General features: G+C 62.2%; 22 protein-coding genes. 6 read left to right on the top strand and 16 right to left on the bottom strand.

Annotated elements, in window-relative coordinates; genetic code table 11:
- Window position 1 precedes the first annotated feature (1 nt).
- Genes EEB12_RS13125 through EEB12_RS13155 form a run of 7 tightly spaced genes read right to left on the bottom strand, consistent with a single transcriptional unit; the run spans window position 2 to window position 5,799 of the window.
- The gene (locus EEB12_RS13125; RefSeq protein ID WP_019746555.1) at window positions 2–1,132 is read right to left on the bottom strand and encodes a steroid 3-ketoacyl-CoA thiolase; all 1,131 of its coding nucleotides are present in this window, start codon (window positions 1,130–1,132) and stop codon (window positions 2–4) included.
- Window positions 1,129–1,965: an SDR family NAD(P)-dependent oxidoreductase gene (locus EEB12_RS13130; RefSeq protein ID WP_019746554.1), complete on the bottom strand. Its 837-nt coding sequence runs from the start codon at window positions 1,963–1,965 to the stop codon at window positions 1,129–1,131. Before EEB12_RS13130 ends, EEB12_RS13125 begins: the two co-directional genes overlap by 4 nt.
- 1 nt (window position 1,966) lies before the next feature.
- A complete protein-coding gene (locus EEB12_RS13135; protein WP_019746553.1) occupies window positions 1,967–3,175 on the bottom strand; it encodes a DegT/DnrJ/EryC1/StrS family aminotransferase in 1,209 nt (402 codons plus the stop codon).
- Between the two features lie 32 nt (window positions 3,176–3,207).
- Complete coding sequence (locus EEB12_RS13140) at window positions 3,208–4,389, bottom strand: lipid-transfer protein (protein ID WP_020905910.1); 1,182 nt, start codon at window positions 4,387–4,389, stop codon at window positions 3,208–3,210.
- On the bottom strand, window positions 4,386–4,799 hold the full coding sequence (locus EEB12_RS13145) for a beta-hydroxyacyl-ACP dehydratase (protein WP_019746551.1): 414 nt from the start codon (window positions 4,797–4,799) through the stop codon (window positions 4,386–4,388). The genes EEB12_RS13140 and EEB12_RS13145 overlap by 4 nt, the downstream gene beginning before the upstream one ends.
- Complete coding sequence (locus EEB12_RS13150; RefSeq protein ID WP_003943933.1) at window positions 4,796–5,224, bottom strand: Zn-ribbon domain-containing OB-fold protein; 429 nt, start codon at window positions 5,222–5,224, stop codon at window positions 4,796–4,798. Before EEB12_RS13150 ends, EEB12_RS13145 begins: the two co-directional genes overlap by 4 nt.
- Window positions 5,221–5,799 (bottom strand): MaoC family dehydratase N-terminal domain-containing protein, encoded by a 579-nt coding sequence (locus tag EEB12_RS13155; RefSeq protein WP_029254297.1) that lies wholly within the window; start codon window positions 5,797–5,799, stop codon window positions 5,221–5,223. Before EEB12_RS13155 ends, EEB12_RS13150 begins: the two co-directional genes overlap by 4 nt.
- A gap of 65 nt (window positions 5,800–5,864) precedes the next feature.
- Between EEB12_RS13155 and EEB12_RS13160 the strand changes: the two genes are divergently transcribed.
- Complete coding sequence (locus EEB12_RS13160) at window positions 5,865–6,578, top strand: TetR/AcrR family transcriptional regulator (protein ID WP_020968216.1); 714 nt, start codon at window positions 5,865–5,867, stop codon at window positions 6,576–6,578.
- On the opposite strand, the gene EEB12_RS13165 is transcribed toward EEB12_RS13160, so the two are convergent.
- The 4 genes from EEB12_RS13165 to EEB12_RS13180 form a co-directional block, all read right to left on the bottom strand.
- Window positions 6,565–8,037 (bottom strand): MFS transporter, encoded by a 1,473-nt coding sequence (locus EEB12_RS13165; protein WP_141487921.1) that lies wholly within the window; start codon window positions 8,035–8,037, stop codon window positions 6,565–6,567. The two genes, EEB12_RS13160 and EEB12_RS13165, sit on opposite strands and share 14 nt — an antisense overlap.
- Before the next feature lie 86 nt (window positions 8,038–8,123).
- On the bottom strand, window positions 8,124–8,693 hold the full coding sequence (locus EEB12_RS13170; RefSeq protein WP_007731538.1) for a TetR/AcrR family transcriptional regulator: 570 nt from the start codon (window positions 8,691–8,693) through the stop codon (window positions 8,124–8,126).
- Complete coding sequence (recR, locus tag EEB12_RS13175; protein ID WP_003943917.1) at window positions 8,693–9,313, bottom strand: recombination mediator RecR; 621 nt, start codon at window positions 9,311–9,313, stop codon at window positions 8,693–8,695. The genes EEB12_RS13170 and recR overlap by 1 nt, the downstream gene beginning before the upstream one ends.
- A 12-nt stretch (window positions 9,314–9,325) precedes the next feature.
- Window positions 9,326–9,664, bottom strand: a complete 339-nt coding sequence (locus EEB12_RS13180) for a YbaB/EbfC family nucleoid-associated protein (protein ID WP_003943929.1) — start codon at window positions 9,662–9,664, stop codon at window positions 9,326–9,328.
- A gap of 109 nt (window positions 9,665–9,773) precedes the next feature.
- On the opposite strand from EEB12_RS13180, the gene EEB12_RS13185 reads away from it, so the two are divergent.
- The 3 genes from EEB12_RS13185 to EEB12_RS13195 all read left to right on the top strand — a co-directional run bounded on the left by EEB12_RS13185 (window position 9,774) and on the right by EEB12_RS13195 (window position 12,466).
- Window positions 9,774–10,574, top strand: coding sequence for an Rv3717 family N-acetylmuramoyl-L-alanine amidase (locus tag EEB12_RS13185; RefSeq protein ID WP_047888073.1), 801 nt, complete (start codon window positions 9,774–9,776; stop codon window positions 10,572–10,574).
- 84 nt (window positions 10,575–10,658) lie between these two features.
- Entirely contained in the window at window positions 10,659–10,955 is a 297-nt protein-coding gene (locus EEB12_RS13190; RefSeq protein ID WP_097387981.1) for a hypothetical protein, read from the top strand.
- A complete protein-coding gene (locus EEB12_RS13195; RefSeq protein WP_141487922.1) occupies window positions 10,955–12,466 on the top strand; it encodes an alpha/beta hydrolase in 1,512 nt (503 codons plus the stop codon). Before EEB12_RS13190 ends, EEB12_RS13195 begins: the two co-directional genes overlap by 1 nt.
- Before the next feature lie 54 nt (window positions 12,467–12,520).
- Here the strand turns inward: EEB12_RS13195 and EEB12_RS13200 are convergent, their stop codons facing one another.
- Window positions 12,521–12,955, bottom strand: coding sequence for an SRPBCC family protein (locus tag EEB12_RS13200; RefSeq protein WP_019746544.1), 435 nt, complete (start codon window positions 12,953–12,955; stop codon window positions 12,521–12,523).
- A 338-nt stretch (window positions 12,956–13,293) separates the two neighbouring features.
- Between EEB12_RS13200 and EEB12_RS13210 the strand changes: the two genes are divergently transcribed.
- Together EEB12_RS13210 and EEB12_RS13215 are read left to right on the top strand one after the other, a co-directional pair.
- On the top strand, window positions 13,294–14,697 hold the full coding sequence (locus EEB12_RS13210; RefSeq protein ID WP_141488676.1) for an FAD-binding oxidoreductase: 1,404 nt from the start codon (window positions 13,294–13,296) through the stop codon (window positions 14,695–14,697).
- Window positions 14,694–15,995 carry a class I SAM-dependent methyltransferase gene (locus EEB12_RS13215; RefSeq protein WP_003943932.1) on the top strand — a complete coding sequence of 434 codons (1,302 nt, stop codon included), beginning with the start codon at window positions 14,694–14,696 and terminating at the stop codon, window positions 15,993–15,995. Before EEB12_RS13210 ends, EEB12_RS13215 begins: the two co-directional genes overlap by 4 nt.
- A 23-nt stretch (window positions 15,996–16,018) precedes the next feature.
- On the opposite strand, the gene EEB12_RS13220 is transcribed toward EEB12_RS13215, so the two are convergent.
- The 4 genes from EEB12_RS13220 to EEB12_RS13235 form a co-directional block, all read right to left on the bottom strand.
- On the bottom strand, window positions 16,019–17,071 hold the full coding sequence (locus EEB12_RS13220; RefSeq protein ID WP_258537479.1) for a hypothetical protein: 1,053 nt from the start codon (window positions 17,069–17,071) through the stop codon (window positions 16,019–16,021).
- A 108-nt stretch (window positions 17,072–17,179) separates the two neighbouring features.
- Window positions 17,180–19,321 (bottom strand): 3-hydroxyacyl-CoA dehydrogenase NAD-binding domain-containing protein, encoded by a 2,142-nt coding sequence (locus EEB12_RS13225; protein WP_141487924.1) that lies wholly within the window; start codon window positions 19,319–19,321, stop codon window positions 17,180–17,182.
- A gap of 45 nt (window positions 19,322–19,366) precedes the next feature.
- Window positions 19,367–20,581: an acetyl-CoA C-acetyltransferase gene (locus EEB12_RS13230; protein WP_003943886.1), complete on the bottom strand. Its 1,215-nt coding sequence runs from the start codon at window positions 20,579–20,581 to the stop codon at window positions 19,367–19,369.
- 222 nt (window positions 20,582–20,803) lie between these two features.
- Window positions 20,804–22,651, bottom strand: coding sequence for a multicopper oxidase domain-containing protein (locus tag EEB12_RS13235; protein WP_141487925.1), 1,848 nt, complete (start codon window positions 22,649–22,651; stop codon window positions 20,804–20,806).
- Window positions 22,652–22,673: the final 22 nt, after the last annotated feature.

Below are 22,673 nucleotides of genomic sequence, written 5' to 3' on the forward strand. Positions count from 1 at the left end.
GTCAGATGCGTTCGAGAATCAGGCAGGTGGTTGCGGCGGACGCGCAGATCGCGATCAGTGCGATGGACTTGTTCCGGCGTTCCAGTTCGTCGATGACATTGGCCAACAGTCTGATTCCGGTTGCACCGGCCGGGTGGCCCAGTGCGATTGCACCACCGTTGACGTTCAGCAATTCGGGATCGACGCCGTGAACCTGCGCGAACGACATCGGTACCGAAGCAAATGCCTCGTTGACCTCGAACAGATCGATGTCGTCGATCGTCAGACCGGCGCGTCCGAGCACGATGTTTGCCGCGTCGACGGGACCGTCGAGCATGAACTCGGTGTCCCCGCCGATAACGCACTGCGCCAGTATCTTTGCCCGTGGCCGCACGCCGAGGGCCTTGGCTCGCTCCTCTGACATCAGCAGAGCTGCACTCGCACCGTCCGAGACCTGCGAAGACGTTCCAGCGGTGTGCAATCCGCCCTCTTGAACGGTGCGCAGCTTCGCGAGCCCTTCGAGACTCGATTCGCGCAAACCCTGATCCCGATGAACCGGAACGTCAGAGCCCGGAGCGACCACATCGATGATGTGCGAGTCGAATCGGCCTGCCTCCCACGCCGCCGCCGCCCGCTGCTGCGAGCGTAGCCCGAAGGCGTCGAGATCCTCGCGGCTGAAACCGCGCTTGACAGCAATCCGATCGGCCGCGGTGTACTGGTCGACGGTATCGAGTGACCACGACTCCGGACGTGGTGTTCCCAGGCCGGTACCCACCTTGTACGTCAACGGAGCTCGGGACATCAACTCGACACCGCACGCCACACCCACGTCGACTGCACCGATGGCAATCTGCCCGGCGATCAACTGCACCGACTGCTGTGCAGTTCCGCACTGCGCGTCGATCGTGGTGCAGCCCGCTTTCAACGGAAGGCCCGCATGCATCCAGGACGTACGCACGATGTTTCCGAACTGCTCACCGAGAGGCGTCACACAGCCGCCGATGACCTGGTCGACCGCGTCAGGATCCACGCCCACCCGATCCAGCACGCCTCTCTGCGCATAACCCAACAGTTCCGCCGCGTGGACTCCGGACAGCCAACCCTCACGCTTGCCGAACGGCGTTCGTGCTGCGTCCACGATGACGGGCTTCATGCCAACTCCTCGGTTCGTAGTGCCGTTCCGTCCAGACCGCGTACGGTCAGGGACCACTCGTCGATCAGGTCCAAGCTGACGCTCGAGCGCGCGGTGAACTCGGTGTCGCAATCACACAGCGCTGTGACCGCTTCCACCATTTCTTCCATAGATTCGACCTGATCCGGCCGGATAGTCTCACCGACCAGGACTTTGGCGCCCTCACTGAGCACCGCTGCCCGCGGTTGAACCGTGTTGACGCGAACCCCCTGGCCGTAGAGTTCCACGCCCATGCCGTTGCTCATCCTGTTGAGCGCTGCTTTGGAGGCGCCGTACACGGTCATGGCAGTTCCCGGTTCGACCCACGTGAACGGCGGGCCCTGCCACGGTTTGACGGTGCCACTGGACACGTTCACGATCCAGCCGTATCCGTTTGCCACCATCCCCGGCACCACGGCTTGCATCAGATCGAGCGGTGCATGGACATTTGCCTCGAACATCAAACGTCGTCGCCGCAGTGGGTAATCCGACAGCGGCTGATAGATCGCCGCTGCCGCGTTGTTCACCAGGATGTCGATCGTCCCGCCAAGCTTCTCGATCGCCAGCGGCACAACGGTGTCGCGCTGCTGCTCGTCCGTCAGATCTGCGACAACTATCTCGACTTTGGTTCCGTACTTGGCAATTCGAGCCGCAGTCTCTTCGAGACTGCCCGGCAGGGTTGCATGCGTGCCGAGCGTCCGAGCCACGAGGGCGACGTCGGCACCCTCGGCTGCCAGTCGCTCTGCGACGCCCGCACCGATTCCGCGACTGGAACCGGTGACAAGCGCTCGGCGGCCGTCAAAGCGCCTCGTCATGCTATTTGAACTTCGAGGCGAAGCGATTGATGCTCTCCGCAATCCGTGCAACTTCGTCTTCACGCAGGCCGTGACTCATGCCGAGTGTCATTCCTCGGGCAAATACCGCGTCGGCTTCCGGCAATCCTTCGGCCGGCTGACGGAACTCGATGTTGTTCATCATCGGGTGACGAGTGACGTTGCCGCTCCACACAGTTCGTGTGTCGATACCGTCGGCCTCGATGGCTTCCTGCAGGTCGCTGCGCGTGAATGGGGCGTTCTCGTTGATCATCACCGGGTAACACAGCCACGCCGTATCGAGACCGTCGAGTTCTACCGGCGTCGTGAAGAATTCAGGATGGGCGCCGTATGCCGCCGTGAAGGCCGCAAACGTTGCCTTACGCGTCTTGTAGTTCTCTTCCAGCTTGTCGAGCTGCACGACACCGTAGGCTGCGCCGAGTTCGGAGGGCTCGAAGTTCCATGACATGAGCTCGAAGATGAAGTCGTTGTCGTAGTCGACGCCGTCGAGTTCTTCACGGAAGACTCGGCCGGACTTGGTACTACCGAACAGATTCGGCTCACTGCGACGGCCCCAGCGGCGAAGCAGGAGCGCCTTGTCGCGGCTGGCTTCGTCGTCGACGCACACCATTCCGCCGGTTCCCGCGCACGTGATGATGTGTGCCATCGAGAAACTGGTGACGACGATGTCCGCCCGGGAGCCGGTGGGAGTGCCGCGGAGCGTGGCACCGATCGCGTCACACGAATCCTCGATCACCTTGAGCCCGTGGCGATCTGCGATATCACGAATGACGTCCCAGTCCGGGCAGTTGCCGGCGAGGTTCGGCATGAGGATGGCACCGGTTTTTTCGGTGACCATTGCCTCGATCTTGGTGACGTCGACGTTGAACGTGTTGGGTTCCACGTCCACGAACACCGGCACCAGACCGGCACGCACGATCGGTGCGATGTCGGTGGAGAACGTCAACGGCGACGTGATGATCTCGCTTCCCGCAGGCAGTCCGAGCAGCTCGACTGCCAAGTACAAACCCGAGGATCCCGAGTTGCACATGACGCCGAACCTCTTGCCTGCCAAGGCCGCGATACGTTCTTCCATCTCGAAGACGTTCTTGCCGATGCGCAATCCTTGATGCCCGCTGCGCAAGACGTCGACAACCGCCTGTATTTCTTCCTCGCCGTGTGTAGCCCTGGCGTAGGTGATCCGCTCACTCATCTGGTTCCTGCTTTCTCGAATTGGCGGCAAATTCAGCGATCTGCCGAGAGGACGAGCGCACTGTGCGGGACGGGAGAGCCGCCGGTCACGAGCACGTTGTCCAGAGTTTTGGTGGGTTGATTGGTGGAAGTGCCGCGGATCAGGCGTACACCTTCGGCAATACCGTTGACGCCGTGGATGTATCCCTCACCGAGTTGACCGCCGTGGGTGTTGATCGGCAGGCGACCGTCCAGCTCGAGATTGCCGTCGGCGATGAAGTCTTTTGCCTCGCCTCGACCGCAGAATCCGTACTCCTCGAGTTGAAGCAGAACCATCGGAGTGAAGGCGTCGTAGAGAATTGCGGCATCGATGTCGTCCGGGCCGATACCGGCCTGGTCCCACAGTTGGCGCGCCACGAGTTCGACTTCCGGCATGCTGTCGATGTCTTCGCGGTAGTAGCTGCTCATCGAAATCTGTTGTGGACCTACACCTTGCGCAGCACCGCTGATGATCGCTGGTTTGTGCGGCAGGTCGCGGGCGCGCTCCGCGCTGACGATGACCAGCGCCTGTCCGCCGTCACTTTCCTGACAGCAGTCGAGCAGGCGGATGGGGTCGGCGATCATGCGCGAGTTCTGATGATCCTCGATGGTGATCGGGCGTTCGTAGAACCAGGCCTTCGGGTTGTTCGCGGCATGCTTGCGTGAGAGAACCGAGATCTGACCGAAGTCGGCGCTGGTTGCCCCGTACTTGTGCATGTAGAGCTTGGCGAGGAAGGCTTCCTGCTGCGCCGGCGTCAGAAGCCCGTACGGGTTGATCCAGTTCCGATACTCCTGGTCCGTCGACGCGTTGTACGCAAAGGGTGGTGGCCCGGCGCCGAATCGGTGACCTGATCTTTCGTTGAAGGCACGGTAGACGACCACAACGTCGGCGACACCACTGGCGACGGCAAGCGCGGCTTGTTGAACCGGTGCGCAGGCACCGCCGCCGCCGTGTGGAATACGACTGAAGAACGTCAGTTCCGGGATCCCGAGAGCGCGTGCGACCGCAATCTCGGGATTGTTCTCCATGGTGAACAGTGCAAATCCGTTCACCTCTTCTGCCTCGATGTGAGCGTCGTCGAGCGCGGCGATCACGGATTCGCACGCCAACTGCCATTCACTGCGGCCGGAGTTCTTGGAGAACTCGGTGGCGCCGATCCCGGCGATGGCGGCTTGCCTCGAAAATCCTCGTGTCATGCGATTACCCTTTCCGCCGGTTCGAGAGTCACGTCGGCTGTCACGTGCGTTCCGCGAGCGTTCTTGCCGAGAACCGTCACGGTGAGCGCCCGGCCGTCGGAGTCGATCACCTTGCCGGTCAATGTCATGGCGTCTCCGGGAAAGTTCGGAACACCAAGCCGTAGTGATGTTTTGACGATTCGCGATCCCGGGCCTGACCAGTCGGTGATGTAGCGGTCGATGAGCCCGTTGGTGGTGTTGATGCTCATGAAGATGTCGGGAGTTCCGCGATCCTGCGCCTTGCCCGGATCGTGATGCACGTCCTCGAAATCCTGAGAAGCGATCGCCGTGGCGACGATGAGCGTTCGGTCCAACAGCAGTTCGAGGCTGGGAAGGGCCGAACCTACCTCGTAATCAAAAAGATTCGTCATTGCGCCGATCCCCGTCGCCTCAGTTGCGGCAGCATCTCCCCGTGGGCGTGCTCGGAGAACGCCACTTCGAGTTCCATACCGAATTCGAGTTCCTCGTGATCGATGCCCGCGATGTCGGCAACCAGACGCGTCCCTTCTTCGAGATCGACGAGTCCGACGGCGAGCGGGTACTCGAAGGCAGGATCCTTCGGGTGGTGAATGACCGTGAAGCTGTGCAACGTGCATCGCCGCGTGGATTCGACTGTGTCCCAACTGAACGAGCGGCATTCCGGGCAGGCGGGCGCTGGCGGGTGGCGCAGTGTCTTGCAATCCGCACACCGTTGGATCTCGAGGCGACCCTCTTTGGCCGCGGAGAAGAAGAAATCGTTGTCGTCGGTGACGGTGAGTCTCGGCACCGCGGTGTGGCGGGAGCCAGTCTCGCTCATGCGATTACCTCCTGGGCTTCGGGCTTGGTATCTGTCTGGGTATCTGGTTTGAATCTGAGCAGTCGAAAGCGCTCTTCGACCAGCGTCTTTCCGTCCTGGTCCACGTACTTCTTGAACAGAGTGATGAAGCACCCGTGACCGAGAGCCGTCTGTTTGAACGGTGAGATCGCTTCGATGGTGAAATATGCGGTGACGTGGTCTCCGGGACTCAACTCCGCGAAATACTCCTGCTCGACGTTGGTCGCGACTACGGACGTGTAGCCGGCCTCGTCCAACAGCCCGAGTAGTCGTGAATAGGCGAAATCCTCGGAGGCTCCGTCGGCGCGAAGTTGTTGGACCTGCCGATAGCGGCGGTAGCCCGCCATCACCCAGGTCGAGATCATGGCGGGTGGGCAGACGACGTCTCGACGGCCAGTGCTGCGAGCAGCGTCGGCGTCGACGTAGATCGAGTTGCGGTCGTCGTGTGCCTCGACCCAGTTGCGGATCATCGCCTCGTTGACGGCGTAGCGGGCGACGCGGGGTGGTTCAGCCTCTGCGCCGATGAAATTCGGAAACTGCGTCTGCAGGCTCTGCACTGAAATCCTCCGTGAACGAAAGTTGAGCAAGCGCTTGATTTTGAAGTTAGCATAGGAATCCGGAAGTGGAAACACGCGATCTCACCGACGAATTGGTTCGAGCCGGAGCCATCAGGCAGGATTGCGCTACGTTCGACGCCGGCAGCCCGGCACCCGCGAAACCCTGCCCTGAGCAGGACCGACAACCAGTGGAGATTTCAGTGGCATCACCAGATCGTCGGGAGAAGATCCTGGAGAGCTCAGCCGAGCTGTTCGCCAGGAAGGGTGTCGCCACCACGACCGTTCGCGAGATCGGCGACGCCGCTGGTGTGTTCTCGGGCAGCCTCTACCACTACTTCAAGTCGAAGAATGCGATAGTCGCCGAGCTCATGCGCGGCTTCATCACCGACATTCAACTCCGCTTCGATCAGGTGGAGAAGACGGCGAACGACCCCGAGGACGTCCTACGCGGCCTGATCCGCGAGACCCTGGTCGTCATCGAACTGCACCCGCACCCGACGGCGATCTACCAGAACGATCGGGCGTATCTACGCGACAACGATCTCCTGCAATCCGTCGACGGGCCTTCCCGCCAAGTCCGCGAGCACTGGATGAAAGCGATCGCCGAAGGCGTCGATCAGGGAATCTTCCGCAAAGACGTGGCCCCGGAGATTTTCTATCGATCGGTACGAGACACCCTGTGGTCGACCACGCATTGGCCGGACCGCCAGAAATACACCACCGAAGAGTTCGCGGATCTGATGATCACACTCTTCCTCTCGGGATTCAGGGTCGCCTGACGAGATCCGGCAGGTCCAGATGTTTCGGGGTTCGCCCCTGCGGCAACAGGATCGACACTGCGAACACGACCACGGCGCAGCCCGCGCACACCAGGTAGGCGACGGAGAATCCGGTCCACGACGTGGAATGTTCCGAACCGCTGATCACGAACGCGGCGAGGATCGTTGCCACCGTCGCGCTGCAGATCGTGCTTCCGGACGTCCGCAGAAGTGAGTTCACCCCGTTGGCTGCCGCCAGTCGCTGTCGAGGCACGGCAACCAGAATCAGCAGCGAGAGCGTGCTGTAGACGATGGCGGTCCCGACTGCTGTGATGCCCAGTGCTGCAACCACTCCCCACAGCGGCTTACCGGCAACGGCGTGAATCCCGTACCCGCCGGCGAGGAACACGGCACCGGTCAACATCGCGGTCCGTGAACCGAAGCGGTCGGTGATCCGCACCGCAACCGATGAGAACAGCACCATCGCGATACTCGCCGGAATCTGGCAGAGCGCTGCTGCGATGATCGACAGGCCATACCCGGCGCCCGGCCCCTTCATCCCCTGGAGGAGTTGTGTAGTGATCAGTGTGTTCCCGAAAAATGCGAACCCGACCAGCAGAGCCGCCAGATGCGGGATCAACACCGCACGCTTCACGAGAGCACGGACGTCGACCAGCGGATTGACGTTGCGCCGCTGTTGAATTACCCAGAGCGTGAACAGCACCGCCGACGCGGCCAGCATGGAGATCACCGCTCCGCTGGTCCATCCCCAACTCGACCCCTGAGTGATCGGCACGAGCAGAGCGATCATCGCGGCGCTCAGACCGACAGCCCCGACGCCGTCGAATCTTCCCGACGGATTCGGCTCGGACTCTCGAATGAACAGCACCGCAGCAAGAGTCACGGACAGTCCGATGGCGGTGGTTACCCAGAACAGGACGTGCCAGTTCGAGTACTGCGCGATCATCGCAGAAAACGGTATGCCCAAAGCGGTTCCGACGCCGAGCGTCGAACTCATCATCGCCACTGCGCCATTGACCTTGTTGCGTGGCAATTCGTCACGCAGCATGGAGATTCCGATGGGGATGACCGCCGACCCGGCTCCCTGCAACGCTCTCGCGAAGATGAGGACAGCGATGTCCGACGACAGCGCACACAACATCGAGCCGAGAGTCATCATCGAGAAGGCAACCAGAAGCATCTTCTTCTTGCCGAACATGTCGGCGAGCCGGCCAAAAATGGGAGTGACGACGGCGCCGACCAGCAGCGTTACGGTCACCAGCCAGGACACGGCCGTGCGTCCAGCGCCGGTGAAGTGCGGCAACTCCGGCAGCAGTGGAACGATGACCGTCTGCAGAACAGCCTGGAACACGGCGGCGGCGACAACGATGGGGAAGAGAAAGCGGGAGCGCGACTGCGCGAGACTCGCGTCGGGGGTGGTGGCTGCAGGCGTGCCCGGCGGACGGTCGAGCGTCGTCACCCCACACCGCCTGTTCCCACTAGGTAAATATCCGTTCACCTACATTAGGTGAACGGATATTTACCAAGCAAGAATTGTGATGCCGCTCACCCGTCGAGCAGCTTTTGGACAAGTGGTGCGTACAGCGCAACCACTTCGTCCTGGGTGCCGGTGGCGTGGCCGGCCATCATCCGTCGGCGCATGATCGCCACTCCGACCACCATCGACATCGCCAGTTCCGCGCGCAATCTCGCGTCGGGGCCGGACAGGCGAGCGGCGAGGGTGTCGATCATCTGCGTCGAATAGTTCTCGCGCAGCTTGCGGTTGCTCTCTTCACTGACGCCGCTCATGAACAACAAGCTCATGGACAGCGGCTTGTACGACTCCAACGGCTTGGTGAACAGCGAGACCATGCGCTCGCCGAGCGAGTCGTTCGGGGCGTCGAAGACCGTGACCGCTGCTGCCCGGAAGTCGACCAACTCGTCGTACAACTGCTCTTTGGAACCGAAGTACTTGATGATCAGAGGTGCGCTGACGCCTGCGTCTTCGGCGATGTCCTTGAGCGTGATTTCGCGGTACGGCCGAGTCGCGAATGCTTTCCCGGCCGACGCGATGATCTGCGCACGCGTCTGCTCGGACGTACGACGCACCTGCTGACCTTGCTCCGTGCCGCTCATCAAGCGTTCCGCGACAATTCACGACGGCCGGACAATGCCCGACCCAGCGTCAACTCGTCTGCGAATTCGAGATCGCCACCCATCGGAAGACCCGAAGCCAACCGAGACACCGTCAGCCCCGGAATGTCTCGCATCATGCGAACGAGATAGGTAGCTGTCGCCTCACCCTCCGTGTTGGGGTCGGTGGCGATGATGACCTCGGACACGTCGACGCCGTCCTCCTGATTTGCGATGCGAGCCAACAACTCCCGGATACGCAACTGGTCCGGCCCGATCCCCGAGAGCGGATTGAGCGCACCGCCGAGCACGTGGTAGCGACCCTTGAACTCACGGGTGCGTTCGACGGCCTGGACGTCCTTCGGTTCCTCCACGACGCAGATCACCGTGCGATCGCGACGTGCGTCGGCGCAGATGCGGCACTTCTCCTGATCGGACACAGTTCCGCACACCGTGCAGAACTGAACGCCGTCACGGATGCGCTGCAATGCATTTTTCAAACGGTCGATCTCGGGAGGCTCCACGGAGAGCAGGTGAAAAGCGATGCGTTGAGCGCTCTTCGGCCCGACTCCGGGAAGCTTCCCGAGTTCGTCGATCAGATCCTGAACCGGACCTTCGTACACGCGTTCTCGTTTCTAGAAGCCGGGGAGACCGGGAAGGCCTCCGCCGAGTCCGCCGGCCAACGGGCCGAGCTTCTCAGCAGCGACTTCCTGTGCTTTGCGCGAAGCGTCCTCGATCGCGCCGATCACCAGATCCTGCAGCGTCTCGACGTCTTCAGGGTCGACGACCTTGGGATCGATCTGCAGACCGACAACCTCGCCGGTGCCCTTGACCGTGGCGACAACCAGTCCGCCACCGGCCTGACCGGTCACTTCGGCCTGAGCCATTTCCTGCTGCGCCGCCATCAATTGCTGCTGCATCTGCTGAGCCTGAGCCAACAGAGCAGACATGTCGGGTGCTCCACCTGGTTGCACGAGCGGTCCTTTCTACAGAGTTATCCCCACCAGCGTAGTCGGTGCGCGCTACCGTGAGCGGGTGCGCCGGAACCAGTCAGACACCGTAAAACCGTCAGGTAGGTCAAACATGGCATCACGTGTGTTCCGCTCCACTGCCCTGATCGCCGTGGTCGGGGCTGGGCTTCTGAGCGCTGCGTGCACGATTCCGACCGAGACTGCCGAGGCCACGACTTCGGTCGAGGTGTCTCCGCTCAGCACTGTGGCCGCTGACGTCCCCGCTGCGCTCACCGGCAAGGTCGTCTTCCTTGATCCCGGGCACAGCGGGGCGAACGACGACAGCATCAACACCCAGGTCCCCACGGGCCGCGGCGGCACCAAGAACTGCCAGACCACCGGCACCAACACCGATGCCGGGTTCCCCGAGCACACCTTCAACTGGGAAGTCGCGAGCCTGGTCAAGAGCGAGCTCGAAGGCCAAGGCGCAACTGTCGTCCTGAGTCGACCCGATGACGTCAGCGTCGGATCATGCGTCGACGCACGTGCCGAAGCCGCCAATTCCTCCGGCGCCGACGTAGTGGTGAGCATTCACGCGGACGGCGCAGCGGCCGGGGCCGAGGGCTTCCACGTCTGCTACTCCGCGCCCCCGCTGAATACGGTGCAGGCCGGCCCGTCCGTCGCCTTTGCCGAAACCATGCGCGACTCACTCGTCACCGCCGGGCTCACCCCGTCGACCTACATCGGTGACGACGGGTTGGCGCCACGCGCCGATCTGACGGGTCTCAATCTGTCGCAGCGGCCGTCGATTCTGGTCGAACTCGGCAACATGCGAAATGCCGACGAGGCAGCGCGCATGACGAGCCCGGACGGTCAGCAGGAGTACGCAACCGCCGTCACCAGCGGAGTCACCGCCTTCCTGACAACCCCCTGACCTCGCTACTGTGGAGAAATCCCGATTGTCCACAGGAAACTCGGCACCGTCCCGCTAGCCAGCTCACCTGGATACGGTTCTGCCATGGGGCCGATACTTCAGGTAGATTTCGCTGCTCTGCAGCAACTTTCAGCTGATCTGTCTCGAATTGCGGATCAGATCTCGGGGATCGATTCCGCCGGCCCGATTTTCGAAGCCGCGGCGGCCCTGACCTCGTCCGCTGTCGCGGCTGTGTCGACTGGGAATGCCGGAGTCATCGCCGACGCGTACCGGTACCTGGCTACGCAATTGGGACTCATGGCGTCGGGAACCGCTGCCGCAGCACGTCTGTACGACGCTGCCGAGGGCGAAGTGGTGTCCGAACTGCGCGGAACCTACTGATGCAGTCCACCATCTCTCAGCTTCGAACGTGGTCACCGGAGAAATTGCGCACGAGCGCTTCGGAACTGATCGACATCGACCGGCAGATCGAAGCTCTCGGCAATGACGCCGGACGCAGCATCGACGGCGTCCGCGAATTCTGGCAGGGACAAGCGTCGAGCGCGGCGGCAGTGCAGTGGTCTGGCATCTCGCTTTCCTCGTCGCGGCTGTCGATTGCTGTTCGCATAGTTGCGGATCTATATGGCAGAGCAGCCAATACGATCGGTGCAGCGCGAAAATCAGTTCTGGACCTGGTCGAAGAGGCGACTCTCGAACACGGCTTGACGGTGTCAGACAGTGGAGCTGTATCGGCGCCTGAGACGAAGCAGCCGTGGAATCTGGCCGACGTCATGCAAGATTCCGAAAACGCCACGGCTGCAGAGATTTTTCAGCAGAGGATCTCCACTGCATTGACGGCACTCGACGATGAAGAAAACCGGGCCGCGACTGCTCTGGGTGAGGCATTCCGGGAGATCGGATCACTCCTTGGCAATCAGACTGATCGCCTCAACCGCACTGTCGTCGACATCATCGATGGGAGGTCGACACTCCCCGGGACACCAACGGAGCTACACCGACTGTGGGAATCGCTCACTCCCAACGAGAAAGACGCGTTGGCGAGGTGGGATCCGTCCATCGGTAGCCGCGACGGCCTTCCCGCTCTAGACCGGGACTACTACAACCGGCGGTACCTCTCTGCGCTCGAGCAGTTGCCGGATCGAACGGTAGCTGCCGGATACACGGCCGTGCGCGGCGAACTGCGACCGGACACGTTCCTTCTCTCGGTCACGGATGGGCACGCCGTAGTGGCAGTCGGTAATCCCGATGCCGCCGACAACGTCGCAACACTGGTTCCCGGAACCGGCTCCGGGCTGTCGGGCGTCGGCGGAGATCTGCAACGAACCAAGGCCATGTACGACTCGGCGGTGAGGGCGGCGCCAACGGAAGCCACATCAGTGATCCTGTGGTCCGGATACGACGCTCCCCCAGGCATTCCCGATGCAGCCTCGGATCAGCACGCCAACTCCGCGGCACCGAGGCTGGACAGCTTCCAGGACGGGTTACGAACCTCGCATGACGGTCAGCCGTCGCACAACGTGGTGATCGGTCATTCCTACGGCAGCACCGTCGTCGGTGCTGCGACTACCCGTGGCGCTTCTCTCGACGTCGACGAACTGGTTTTTGTCGCAAGCCCGGGCGTCGATGTCGAGAGCGTGAACGAACTGAGCCTGGACGGCGTCGACTCGGACGAGGTGGCGCGCCATGTTCATTCGACGACGGCCTTCTGGGATCCGGTCCAATTGATCCCCAAGATCCTCGGAGTCCACGGGTTCGACCCGTCGGATCCGGAATTCGGCGCGCAGATATTCGCCGGATCACCCGGGCAGCCTGGGTTCGGAGTTCACAGCGACTACTGGGAAAGCGGAAACCCCGCACTCACCGAATTGGGGCGGATCATTACCGGCCCATGAAAGAAGGCGCCGTACCGGTGAAGGTACGACGCCATCTCGGTGATGCAGGATCAGTTAGACGAGTTCGCGCTTGAGGTTGTCCAGGACCTGGGCCTGGATGCGCTGCAGACCCTTCGGGGCGAACGTGCGCTCGAAGAATCCGCCGATACCGGTGGCACCCTGCCACTGGGTGAGCGTCGTCACCGTCGTTCCGGTGCCGTTGGGGGCAACGGTCCAGGTGGTGACGAGGCTGGAGTTCGCGTCCTTCTCGGTGATGACGTTGCCGTCGACCGTAACGGTGGCCTTGACGTTGCGCGAGCGCTTTTCCGTCGCCTTCAGCGTCCACTGCGCGACGGTGCCGTCACCCTGGCCGCCTTCGACGACCTTGTAGTCGAGGTACTGCTCGGACAGGATCCGCGGGCGAACCGTCTCGTAGTCCGCGAGCGCCGCGAGCACCTTGTCGGGTGCTGCTGTGACGACTATCGAACTCATTGCATTGACCTGACCCATATGCCCTACGTCTCCTTGCTCGACCAACGCGGCTCGATACCGCGAATGACTACCCGAATCCGCACCTCGAACTGCGCAGATATTCCTTTCCATACTGCCTGCTGCGCCCGGGTATCTCGACCATCTACCCATTCCGTGTGAGCTGGTTCACCACTCGGAGCATTTACCGAGTTCGATTGCAACAACTCGATCAAATTCGGGCATTAATACCCCTCCGGATAGCTTGCACACGCAACTACCGATAGCGTCAGGGTGTGACTCTCTCGTTCAATGGGGTAGTTCAGAAGTTAGATCGAATCCGGACAAAGCAAGGCCCGGGTTCCGATGCTGCGCGTGAAATGGGGTTCGAGCAGCACAGAGAAGGCGTCGAACGCCTACTCGCGTCATACCGCGCCATTCCCGCCGATGCTTCTGTACGCCTGGCAAAGAAGACATCCAATCTGTTCCGCGCTCGCGCCAAGACGTCGGCCCCCGGCCTCGACGTCAGCGGTCTGGCAGGTGTCATCGCCGTCGATGCGCAGGCGCACACAGCCGACGTCGCCGGCATGTGCACCTACGAAGACCTCGTCGACGCGACGCTGCCCTACGGTCTGGCGCCACTGGTCGTACCTCAACTCAAGACCATCACCCTGGGCGGTGCGGTGACGGGCCTGGGCATCGAGTCCACCTCGTTCCGCAACGGCCTGCCACACGAGTCGGTGCTCGAAATCGACGTACTGACCGGGAGCGGCGAGATCATCACCGCTACGCCGGACGGCGAACACGCCGAACTGTTCTTCGGTTTCCCCAATTCCTACGGCACACTTGGCTATTCGACGCGATTGAAGATCGCACTCGAACCCGTCAAGAAGTACGTCGCCCTGCGACACGTGCGTTTCGATTCGTTGAAGAAGCTCGAAGAAACGATGGATCGCATCGTCAACGAGCGCGAGTACGACGGGATCGCCGTCGACTATCTCGACGGGGTGGTCTTCACCGATTCCGAGAGCTACCTCACACTCGGCGTACAAACCGACGAGGAAGGCCCGGTCAGCGATTACACCGACCAGGACATCTTCTACCGGTCGATCCAGCATCCGTCACTCACACAGCCCAAGACGGATCGCTTGACCATTCGGGACTACCTGTGGCGCTGGGACACCGACTGGTTCTGGTGCTCACGGGCTTTCGGTGCACAGAACCCGAAGATTCGACGCTTCTGGCCCAAGCAGTACCTGCGCAGCAGCTTCTACTGGAAGCTGATCGCCCTCGACCACAAGTACGACATCGGAGATCGCCTCGAAAAGCGCAAGGGCAAGCCCCCGCGCGAACGCGTCGTCCAGGACGTCGAGGTACCCATCGAACGAACCGCGGACTTCGTCTCTTGGTTCCTCGAGGAAATTCCGATCGAACCACTGTGGTTGTGCCCGTTGCGTCTTCGTGAGCCCAGCCCGGCCGCTGCCTCAGCTTCTCGGCCGTGGCCCCTCTACCCCCTCGAACCCAAGCGCACCTACGTCAACATCGGCTTCTGGTCTTCGGTGCCGATCGTTCCCGGCGAGCGCGAGGGGGCAGCAAATCGACTGATCGAAGAAAAGGTCAGCGATTTCGACGGACACAAATCGCTCTACTCCGACTCCTACTACTCGAAGGAAGACTTCGAGGAGCTGTACTACGGCGGCGACCGGTACATCGGACTCAAGGAACGCTACGACCCGAAATCCCGTTTATTGGATCTATTCTCTAAGGCGGTGCAACGTAAATGACCACGTTCAAAGACTCCAAAAGCCAGGACAAGCTCTCTATTGCCGAGATTCTCGAGACGCTTTCCGACGGCATGCTGCCGCTTCGATTCACCGCGTACGACGGCAGCACCGCCGGTCCCGAAGATGCCGACTACGGACTGCACCTCAAGTCGACTCGCGGAACCACTTATCTCGCAACGGCGCCCGGCGATCTCGGCATGGCCCGCGCGTACGTCTCCGGTGATCTCGAAGCCGAGGGTGTTCACCCCGGTGATCCGTACGAGATCCTGCGCATCATGGGTGACGAACTCCACCTCAAGCGCCCGTCGGCACTGACACTCGCCAGCATCACCCGCTCACTGGGCTGGGATCTGTTGCGGCCCATCGCCCCGCCGCCACAGGAACACCTTCCTCGCTGGCGTCGCGTCGCAGAAGGACTGCGTCACTCCAAGACTCGTGACGCCGAAGTCATCCATCACCATTACGACGTCTCCAACACCTTCTACGAGTACGTCCTCGGCCCGTCCATGACGTACACCTGTGCCGCCTACGACAATGCGGAACAGACGCTCGAAGAAGCCCAGGAGAACAAGTACCGCCTGGTGTTCGAGAAGCTCGGACTCCAGAAGGGTGATCGACTTCTCGACATCGGTTGCGGCTGGGGCTCGATGGTTCGCTACGCGGCCCGACGCGGTGTCAAGGTGATCGGCGTGACTCTCTCACGCGAGCAAGCGGATTGGGCACAGAAGGCGATCGAGGACGAGGGCCTCGCCGATCTCGCCCAGGTCCGTTTCTCCGACTACCGCGACGTGGCCGAGACCGGATTCGACGCAGTGTCCTCCATCGGCCTGACCGAGCACATCGGCGTCGGAAACTACCCGGCGTACTTCGAGTTCCTCAAGGGCAAGCTGCGTGAGGGTGGGCGTCTGCTCAACCACTGCATCACCCGTCCGGACAACCGAAGCAGTGCCAAGGCAGGCGGATTCATCGACCGGTACGTCTTCCCCGACGGGGAGCTCACCGGTTCGGGTCGCATCATCTCCGAGATCCAGAACGTCGGTCTCGAGGTGCGCCACGAGGAAAACCTGCGCGAGCACTACGCACTGACGCTCGCCGGATGGTGCCAGAACCTCGTCGACAACTGGGACGCCTGCGTCGCCGAGGTCGGCGAGGGAACCGCACGCGTCTGGGGCCTGTACATGGCCGGCTCACGACTCGGGTTCGAGCGCAATGTCGTTCAGCTGCACCAGGTTCTGGCCGTCAAGCTCGGCCCCAAGGGCGAGGCGCATGTGCCGCTTCGCCCGTGGTGGAAGGCCTAGGGAGCTCCGCTCCCTGTGAGTGGTTAAGGAGTCTCTGCACTCCTTAACCACTCACAGGCCCCGCAGGGGTTCTCCCCTCTTCTCTCCCAACCTCCCCGCCGCAAGACCATCTCCACCTCGTGCGCAACCTGGCACGGGGTCTTCATCACCTCGTCGAATCCGTAGACCAACCGCGGACGACCTGCCAGCTCTGCCGCGTTGTCACGACGGCGATCACGGAATGCCACCTCGGCCATGGAATGCGCCCACCGACCGTCGAGACGCACGATCAGCGGCACACCCACTTCGCTGTAATCACAATCCTCGTACAGTGTGCGACCGTCGACGCGAACCGGTGATTGGCGTCTGGCCGACGGCAACCCGTGTGCCTGCTCCACATCCACCGCATAGTGATATTCGAGAGTCGATTGCACCCCGTCTGCCAAAAGCTTCACCGCACTTTCGAGGGCCTTCCGGTATCTACGGGGTGAGCGCTCCTCCATGCGTCGGCGGATGTCCGTCAAGCGGATGCGGCCGTTGGTGACTGTGGTGATGAGGCTGACATAGGCCTCGCGCGGAGTCGGTTCTGCGACGGCCAGATCGAGTGCTGTATCAGCCTTGCCGGTGCGCGGCATCTGCTCGTCGACGCCGATGTGACGATGAGCCCTCGAACGGTGGACCACAACGCCGGGATGGAGGACAGTGCCGATCAGGGGTGATGGATGTCGGTCGGCGCCGAGGCCACGAACGAAAGTGGCGGCCTGAGAGATCGCAGACTTCCCGTACGGAACGGTGATATGCACGGGTGCAGTGCCATCCGGCCGACGCATCGACCATTCCTCAGCGGCGGTGTGATGGCTGAGCATCGACGACCCGCCGCCGTACAAGAGCGCGGCCTCGAGTACGGCATACCTGGTCAATGGGCCCGTGGTGACGGAGTAGACGCCGCGAAGAACAGTTTGCCAGCGTCCGACCTCAACTCGTTGTTTCACGCGAGAGCGAGGAAATCCGATGGTGTGAAGTTGGGTGTGAGTGACCAGTCCGTGCTGAGCATCGACGATGGCCTGCAATGCATCGATTTCTGTATGTGAAGGCATACGACGAGCCTGCAAATACATACAGAAGGATTTCGCCGAGAAAACCAATCTGTGGATAAAGCTGTGCGCGGTTAGGAAGTGTTGAGACTCCCTAACCGCGCACGGGGGCTATGCCCCTAGCGAAGCCGGCGGGGTGAACCGCGGGCCGTACTGCGCAGCGAGTTCCTTTGCGCGAGCGACGAAGCCGGCCGTGCCGCCCTCGTATCCGACGATGAACTGGTGAACGCCACCGGTCCAGGCCGGGAATCCGATGCCCATGATGGAGCCGATGTTGGCGTCCGCCGTGGTGATCAGGACGTTCTCGTCGAAGCACTTCTGCGTCTCGATCGCCTCGATGAACAGCATGCGGTCGATGAGGTCCTGGATCGGGGCGTCGGAGGTTCCGGAGTTGAAGTTCTCGCGGAGTCCAGACCACAGGCCGGTGCGCTTGCCCTCGGCGTAATCGTAGAAGCCGGCTCCACCGAGCTTGCCCTTACGATCGAACTTCTCGACGAGGGTGTTGATGACCTCGCCGGCCGGATCTGCCGGCAGTTCCTTGCCCTCGGCCTTGGCGGCGTCGGCAGATTCCTTGCGGATCTTCTGCATGAGGGTGAGGTTGAGCTCATCCGAAAGCTGAAGCGGCGCAGCCGGGTAACCGGCCTGCATACCGGCCTGCTCGATGGTGGCAGGCTCGACACCCTCGGCGAGCATGCCGATGGCCTCGTTGATGAAGGTGCCGATGACACGTGAGGTGAAGAAGCCACGCGAGTCGTTGACCACGATCGGCGTCTTGCGGATCGCCTGGACGTAGTCGAACACGCGAGCCAGAGTCTCGTCGGAAGTCTTCTCACCGCGGATGATCTCCACCAGCGGCATCTTGTCGACGGGCGAGAAGAAGTGGATGCCGATGAAGTCTTCCTGACGCTTCACGCCGGTGGCGAGACCCGTGATGGGCAGCGTCGAGGTGTTCGAGCCCAGCAGTGCCTTGGGATCGACGATGTCCTCGATCTCCTGGAACACCTTGTGCTTGAGTTCCTGGCTCTCGAAGACCGCTTCGATGACGAAGTCGACGCCGGCGAAATCTGCCGGGTCAGCCGTCGGGGTGATCTTGGCGAGGAGTGCGTCGGACTTCTCCTGCGTGGTCTTGCCGCGCGAGAGTGCCTTGGCCTCAATGCCTTCGGCGTACGCCTTGCCCTTGTTGGCAGCCTCGATGCTGACGTCCTTGAGGACGACGTCGAAGCCGGCCTTCGCGGAGACGTACGCGATGCCCGCGCCCATCATGCCCGCGCCGAGGACGCCGACCTTCTTGATGGTGGACTTCTCGATGCCTGCCGGACGTGAACCGCCGCTGTTGATCGACTGCAGGTCGAAGAAGAACGCCTGAATCATGTTCTTCGCGACGCGGCCGGTCACCAGCGAGGTGAAGTAGCGAGCCTCGATGAGGAGCGCGTTGTCGATGTCGACCTGCGAGCCTTCGACGGCTGCGGCCATGATGGCGCGCGGAGCCGGCATCGGAGCACCCTTGAGCTGCTTACGCAGGTTCGCGGGGAACGCCGGAAGGTTGGCAGCGAATGCCGGGGTGGACGGGGTTCCGCCAGGGATCTTGTAGCCCTTGACATCCCACGGCTGAACGCCGCCTTCGGGGTTGGCCTTGATCCATGCCTTCGCAGCCGGAACCAGTTCTTCTACCGAGCCGACGACCTCGTCGATGAGGCCGACTTCCTTGGCCTGAACGGGTCCACGCTGCTGCCCCTGGAGCAGGACGCCCATGAGCGCGTTCTGCAGACCGAGCATCCGCACGGTGCGCACGACGCCGCCGCCGCCGGGCAGCAGGCCGAGGGTGACCTCGGGCAGGCCGATCTTGACGCCCTTGACGTCTGCCGCGATGCGGTGGTGGGTCGCGAGAGCGATCTCGAGGCCGCCGCCGAGCGCCGCGCCGTTGATGGCGGCGACTACCGGCTTGCCGAGAGTTTCGAGGCGACGCAGGTCTGCCTTGATCTCGACGCTGTGGTTGTAGATCTCCTCGGCCTGCTCGGGGCCGACCTTGATCATGTTCTTGAGGTCGCCACCGGCGAAGAAGGTCTTCTTGCCTGAGGTGATGACGGCACCGGTGATGGAGTCCTTCTCGGCGACCAGACGGTCGACGGTGGCCTTCATCGACGCGATGTACGCGTCGTTCATGGTGTTTGCGCCCTGGTTGGGATCGTTGATGGTGAGCACGACGATGCCGTCGGCGTCCTGGTCCCAGTTGATGATGTTCTGATCAGTCACTTTGCTTGACTCCTGGTAAGCCTCGTTGGAAGGACGGACGCCGCGTCAGACGCGCTCGATGATGGTGGCAACGCCCATACCGCCGCCGATGCACAGGGTGATGAGGGCGCGCTTGCCGCCACGACGCTCGAGCTCGTCGACCATCGTTCCGGTGATCATCGCGCCGGTTGCACCGAGCGGGTGACCCATGGCGATCGCGCCACCGTTGACGTTGAGCTTCTCGTCCGGGATGTTCAGGTCCTTCTGGAACTTCAGGACGACGGAAGCGAATGCCTCGTTGATCTCGAAGAGGTCGATGTCGTCGACCGTCAGGCCGGCAGCTGCCAGAACCTTCTTCGACGCCGGCGTCGGGCCGGTGAGCATGATGGTGGAGTCGGCGCCGCTGGTGGCGGTGGCGACGACGCGAGCGCGCGGCGTCAGACCCATGTCCTTGCCGGCCTGCTCGCTACCGACGAGCACGAGGGCAGCGCCGTCGACGATTCCCGAGCTGTTGCCGCCGTGGTGAACGTGGTTGATCTTCTCGACCCAGTGGTACTTCTGCAGCGATACGGCGTCGAATCCGCCGATTTCACCGATCACACCGAACGCGGAAGCCAGGCCGGCAAGGTTCTCGGCCGTGGTGCCCGGACGCATGTGCTCGTCGTTGTCGAGGATGGTGATGCCGTTGATGTCCTTGACCGGCACTACCGACTTGGCGAAGTATCCGCCGGTCCACGCCTTGGCGGCGAGGTCCTGCGAGCGCACGGCGTATGCATCGACGTCGTCACGCGAGAAGCCCTCGATGGTGGCGATGAGGTCTGCGCCGACGCCCTGCGGCACGAAGTAGTTGTCGTAGTTGGTGGCGGGGTCGAGCGCCCACGGTCCACCGTCGGATCCCATCGGAACGCGGGACATCGACTCGACGCCACCGGCGATCACCAGTTCGTCCCAGCCGGACCGAACCTTCTGAGCTGCCATGTTGACGGCTTCGAGGCCGGAAGCGCAGAAACGGTTGAGCTGAACGCCGCCGACGGTGTCCGGCAGTCCCGCATCGTTGACTGCAACGCGGGCGATGTCCATTCCCTGATCGCCAACGGGGGTGACGACGCCCAGGATGAGGTCGGAGATCCGATCCTCGTCGAGGTCGGGAAAGCGCACGCGCAGTTCCTGGATCAGACCCGTGACCAGCGAGATCGGCTTGACCGAGTGCAACGACCCGGTCTTCTTGCCGCGGCCTCGCGGGGTACGGATGGCTTCATAAATGAATGCCTCTGTGGTCACTGTGAGGTGTTCCTTCCGTGTAATTCGTCGAACCGGTCTGCAGATCGTCCGCGCCGCCTTCGGTGGTGGCGCATGGCCGAGGTACAGACCTCAGCCCTTTCACTGTAGAACGTGTTCCAAATTCATGGGAAGGACCGAAGCGATCCTGCTAGGTGACCGAGGTGATCCGACGCGCGAACGCCTGCCCGCTTCGGTTCATTTCGAGAGCGCCCCCGGAAGCACTCACGGCACGATGCGATACGGCAACATCATGTCGTGATCTTCGTGATCGAGTAGATGGCAATGCCACACGTATCCCTGGAGCCGACCGGTGTTACTCGCGTCGTGGTTGCTCATGCCGTGATGCCCGTTTCCCTGATGCGCCTGATCACCGCCCGTCATCCCACCGCCCGTCATCACAGCGCTCGGAAGACGATCGAACATCGCGTCGGGATCGAAACCCAGCTCATCCTCGGTGGGGAATCGCACGATGATCCGGGTGACAGTGCCGCCGTCCACCCTGACGGTGTCCTTCATCCCCGCTTCCCACGGCGCCGGCGCGATCATCGGCCCCGCCTCGAACCCGTCGGGCGACGGAGTCCACTTGTTGCCGATCACCGGCTGCGGATGGCGGATCAAGTACTCCAGCGTCCGCATCGGTGTCCTGCCGAGAATCCGGAAATTCACCAGGTGCAGGTGTATCGGATGCGGGTCCGGCGTGGTGTTGACGATGTTCCACTGCTCGACGGTGCCTTGCCGCGGCCTCTCGACGTCCGTGGTGCTGAACGTCAGGTTGTTCAGCGTCATCTGAGCCGGTGGATTCCGCAGTTCCAGTTGCTGGCTCACTGTCACCGTGCGAATTACCGTCGGCTGCTCCAACGGGGCGAGAACGTCACGTTGTCGGCGCCTACCGCGCAGTTGCGACGGAACACCACCGGTGAATCCGCGCCTGGAGTCGCCGCGGAACCGGCAGAACAGCGGCATAGTCACTTCACCGATGACAGCAGCGGGCAGCGGGGGCGCCTCGTCGTTGCGGAGCTCCACCGTCGAACCCTCCGACAGTCCGGTGAAATCGACGAGGAGGTCGTACCGCTCCCCCGGTGCGCAGCGGAAGGCATTGACCGCGACGGGTGCGTCGAGCATTCCGGCGTCGTTGCCGATGACCCAGAACGTCATCATGTTCGAGAAGTGAAGATTCCACACACTTGCCGACGACGCATTGACGATGCGGAAGCGGTAAAGGCCCCGAGCCACAGACAGTTCCGGCCACACCTTGCCGTTGACCAAGCCGACGTCGCCAACCGCGCCGCCTTCCCACGATCCTTCCGGGATCAAGATGGTGGATCGGCCGTTCTGGGCGCCTGTCGGCGTGAAGATCTTCTCCTGCAGGATCAACGGGATCTCGAATTCCTCGGCCGGCAACCCCAACGGATTTCCCAGTTTGCCGGTGTCGAATTCATCCCTGATCAGATAGTTGCCGATCAGACCGGCGTAGACGTTGAGCCGGGTGATGCCCATCGCGTGATCGTGATACCAGAGGTGGGCGGCTTCCTGACCGTGCGAAAAGTGATGCATCGCAGCCTGTCCCGGCATCACCAGCAGTTCCGGGTGGCCGTCGCTCTCAGGTGAAGTGACTCCACCGTGCAAGTGCAACGACGTCGGCGGGTTCGCACGAAAGTCGGTCTGCATTCCGTGCAGCGTCATATCCATGTCCGCTGCCAACGGATGTCCGGTCAGATCGTTCTCGAACGTCAACATGATCGGCTCGCCGGAATGCGCCTCGACGGTCGGGCCCAGATAACCGCCACCGATCTCTCCGCTGCGGTACGACAGTGCCGGGGACGATGGAAAATCCCGATGAAAGGCATGTTGCCCCACTTGCGCTGTCAGCGTGATCTCGTTTCCGGAAAGCGTCGACAACGAGGGTAGTTCGTCACAAAACGGCTCGAACTCCGGCGAATGAAAAATCAACGGCGACTCGATGTCCGCGCTCCCGGTTGGAACAGCACTTGCCTTTGCACCCAATGCAACCGCCACCGTGCCGACTGCCGACCCCTTCAGAACCGACCTTCTCGAAACCCCGATACCCATACATACCCCTCCCCATCGAAAC

Source organism: Rhodococcus sp. WS1, from assembly GCF_003797745.1.
Lineage (GTDB): Bacteria > Actinomycetota > Actinomycetes > Mycobacteriales > Mycobacteriaceae > Rhodococcus_F > Rhodococcus_F erythropolis.

Excerpts from the sequence above, each read along its gene's own strand:
- EEB12_RS13125 (WP_019746555.1), bottom strand. The coding sequence starts at position 1,132 with ATGAAGCCCGTCATCGTGGACGCAGCACGAACGCCGTTCGGCAAGCGT.
- EEB12_RS13130 (WP_019746554.1), bottom strand. The coding sequence starts at position 1,965 with ATGACGAGGCGCTTTGACGGCCGCCGAGCGCTTGTCACCGGTTCCAGT.
- EEB12_RS13135 (WP_019746553.1), bottom strand. The coding sequence starts at position 3,175 with ATGAGTGAGCGGATCACCTACGCCAGGGCTACACACGGCGAGGAAGAA.
- EEB12_RS13140 (WP_020905910.1), bottom strand. The coding sequence starts at position 4,389 with ATGACACGAGGATTTTCGAGGCAAGCCGCCATCGCCGGGATCGGCGCC.
- EEB12_RS13145 (WP_019746551.1), bottom strand. The coding sequence starts at position 4,799 with ATGACGAATCTTTTTGATTACGAGGTAGGTTCGGCCCTTCCCAGCCTC.
- EEB12_RS13150 (WP_003943933.1), bottom strand. The coding sequence starts at position 5,224 with ATGAGCGAGACTGGCTCCCGCCACACCGCGGTGCCGAGACTCACCGTC.
- EEB12_RS13170 (WP_007731538.1), bottom strand. The coding sequence starts at position 8,693 with ATGAGCGGCACGGAGCAAGGTCAGCAGGTGCGTCGTACGTCCGAGCAG.
- EEB12_RS13185 (WP_047888073.1), top strand. The coding sequence starts at position 9,774 with ATGGCATCACGTGTGTTCCGCTCCACTGCCCTGATCGCCGTGGTCGGG.
- EEB12_RS13190 (WP_097387981.1), top strand. The coding sequence starts at position 10,659 with ATGGGGCCGATACTTCAGGTAGATTTCGCTGCTCTGCAGCAACTTTCA.
- EEB12_RS13195 (WP_141487922.1), top strand. The coding sequence starts at position 10,955 with ATGCAGTCCACCATCTCTCAGCTTCGAACGTGGTCACCGGAGAAATTG.
- EEB12_RS13200 (WP_019746544.1), bottom strand. The coding sequence starts at position 12,955 with ATGGGTCAGGTCAATGCAATGAGTTCGATAGTCGTCACAGCAGCACCC.
- EEB12_RS13210 (WP_141488676.1), top strand. The coding sequence starts at position 13,294 with ATGGGGTTCGAGCAGCACAGAGAAGGCGTCGAACGCCTACTCGCGTCA.
- EEB12_RS13215 (WP_003943932.1), top strand. The coding sequence starts at position 14,694 with ATGACCACGTTCAAAGACTCCAAAAGCCAGGACAAGCTCTCTATTGCC.
- EEB12_RS13220 (WP_258537479.1), bottom strand. The coding sequence starts at position 17,071 with ATGCCTTCACATACAGAAATCGATGCATTGCAGGCCATCGTCGATGCT.
- EEB12_RS13235 (WP_141487925.1), bottom strand. The coding sequence starts at position 22,651 with ATGGGTATCGGGGTTTCGAGAAGGTCGGTTCTGAAGGGGTCGGCAGTC.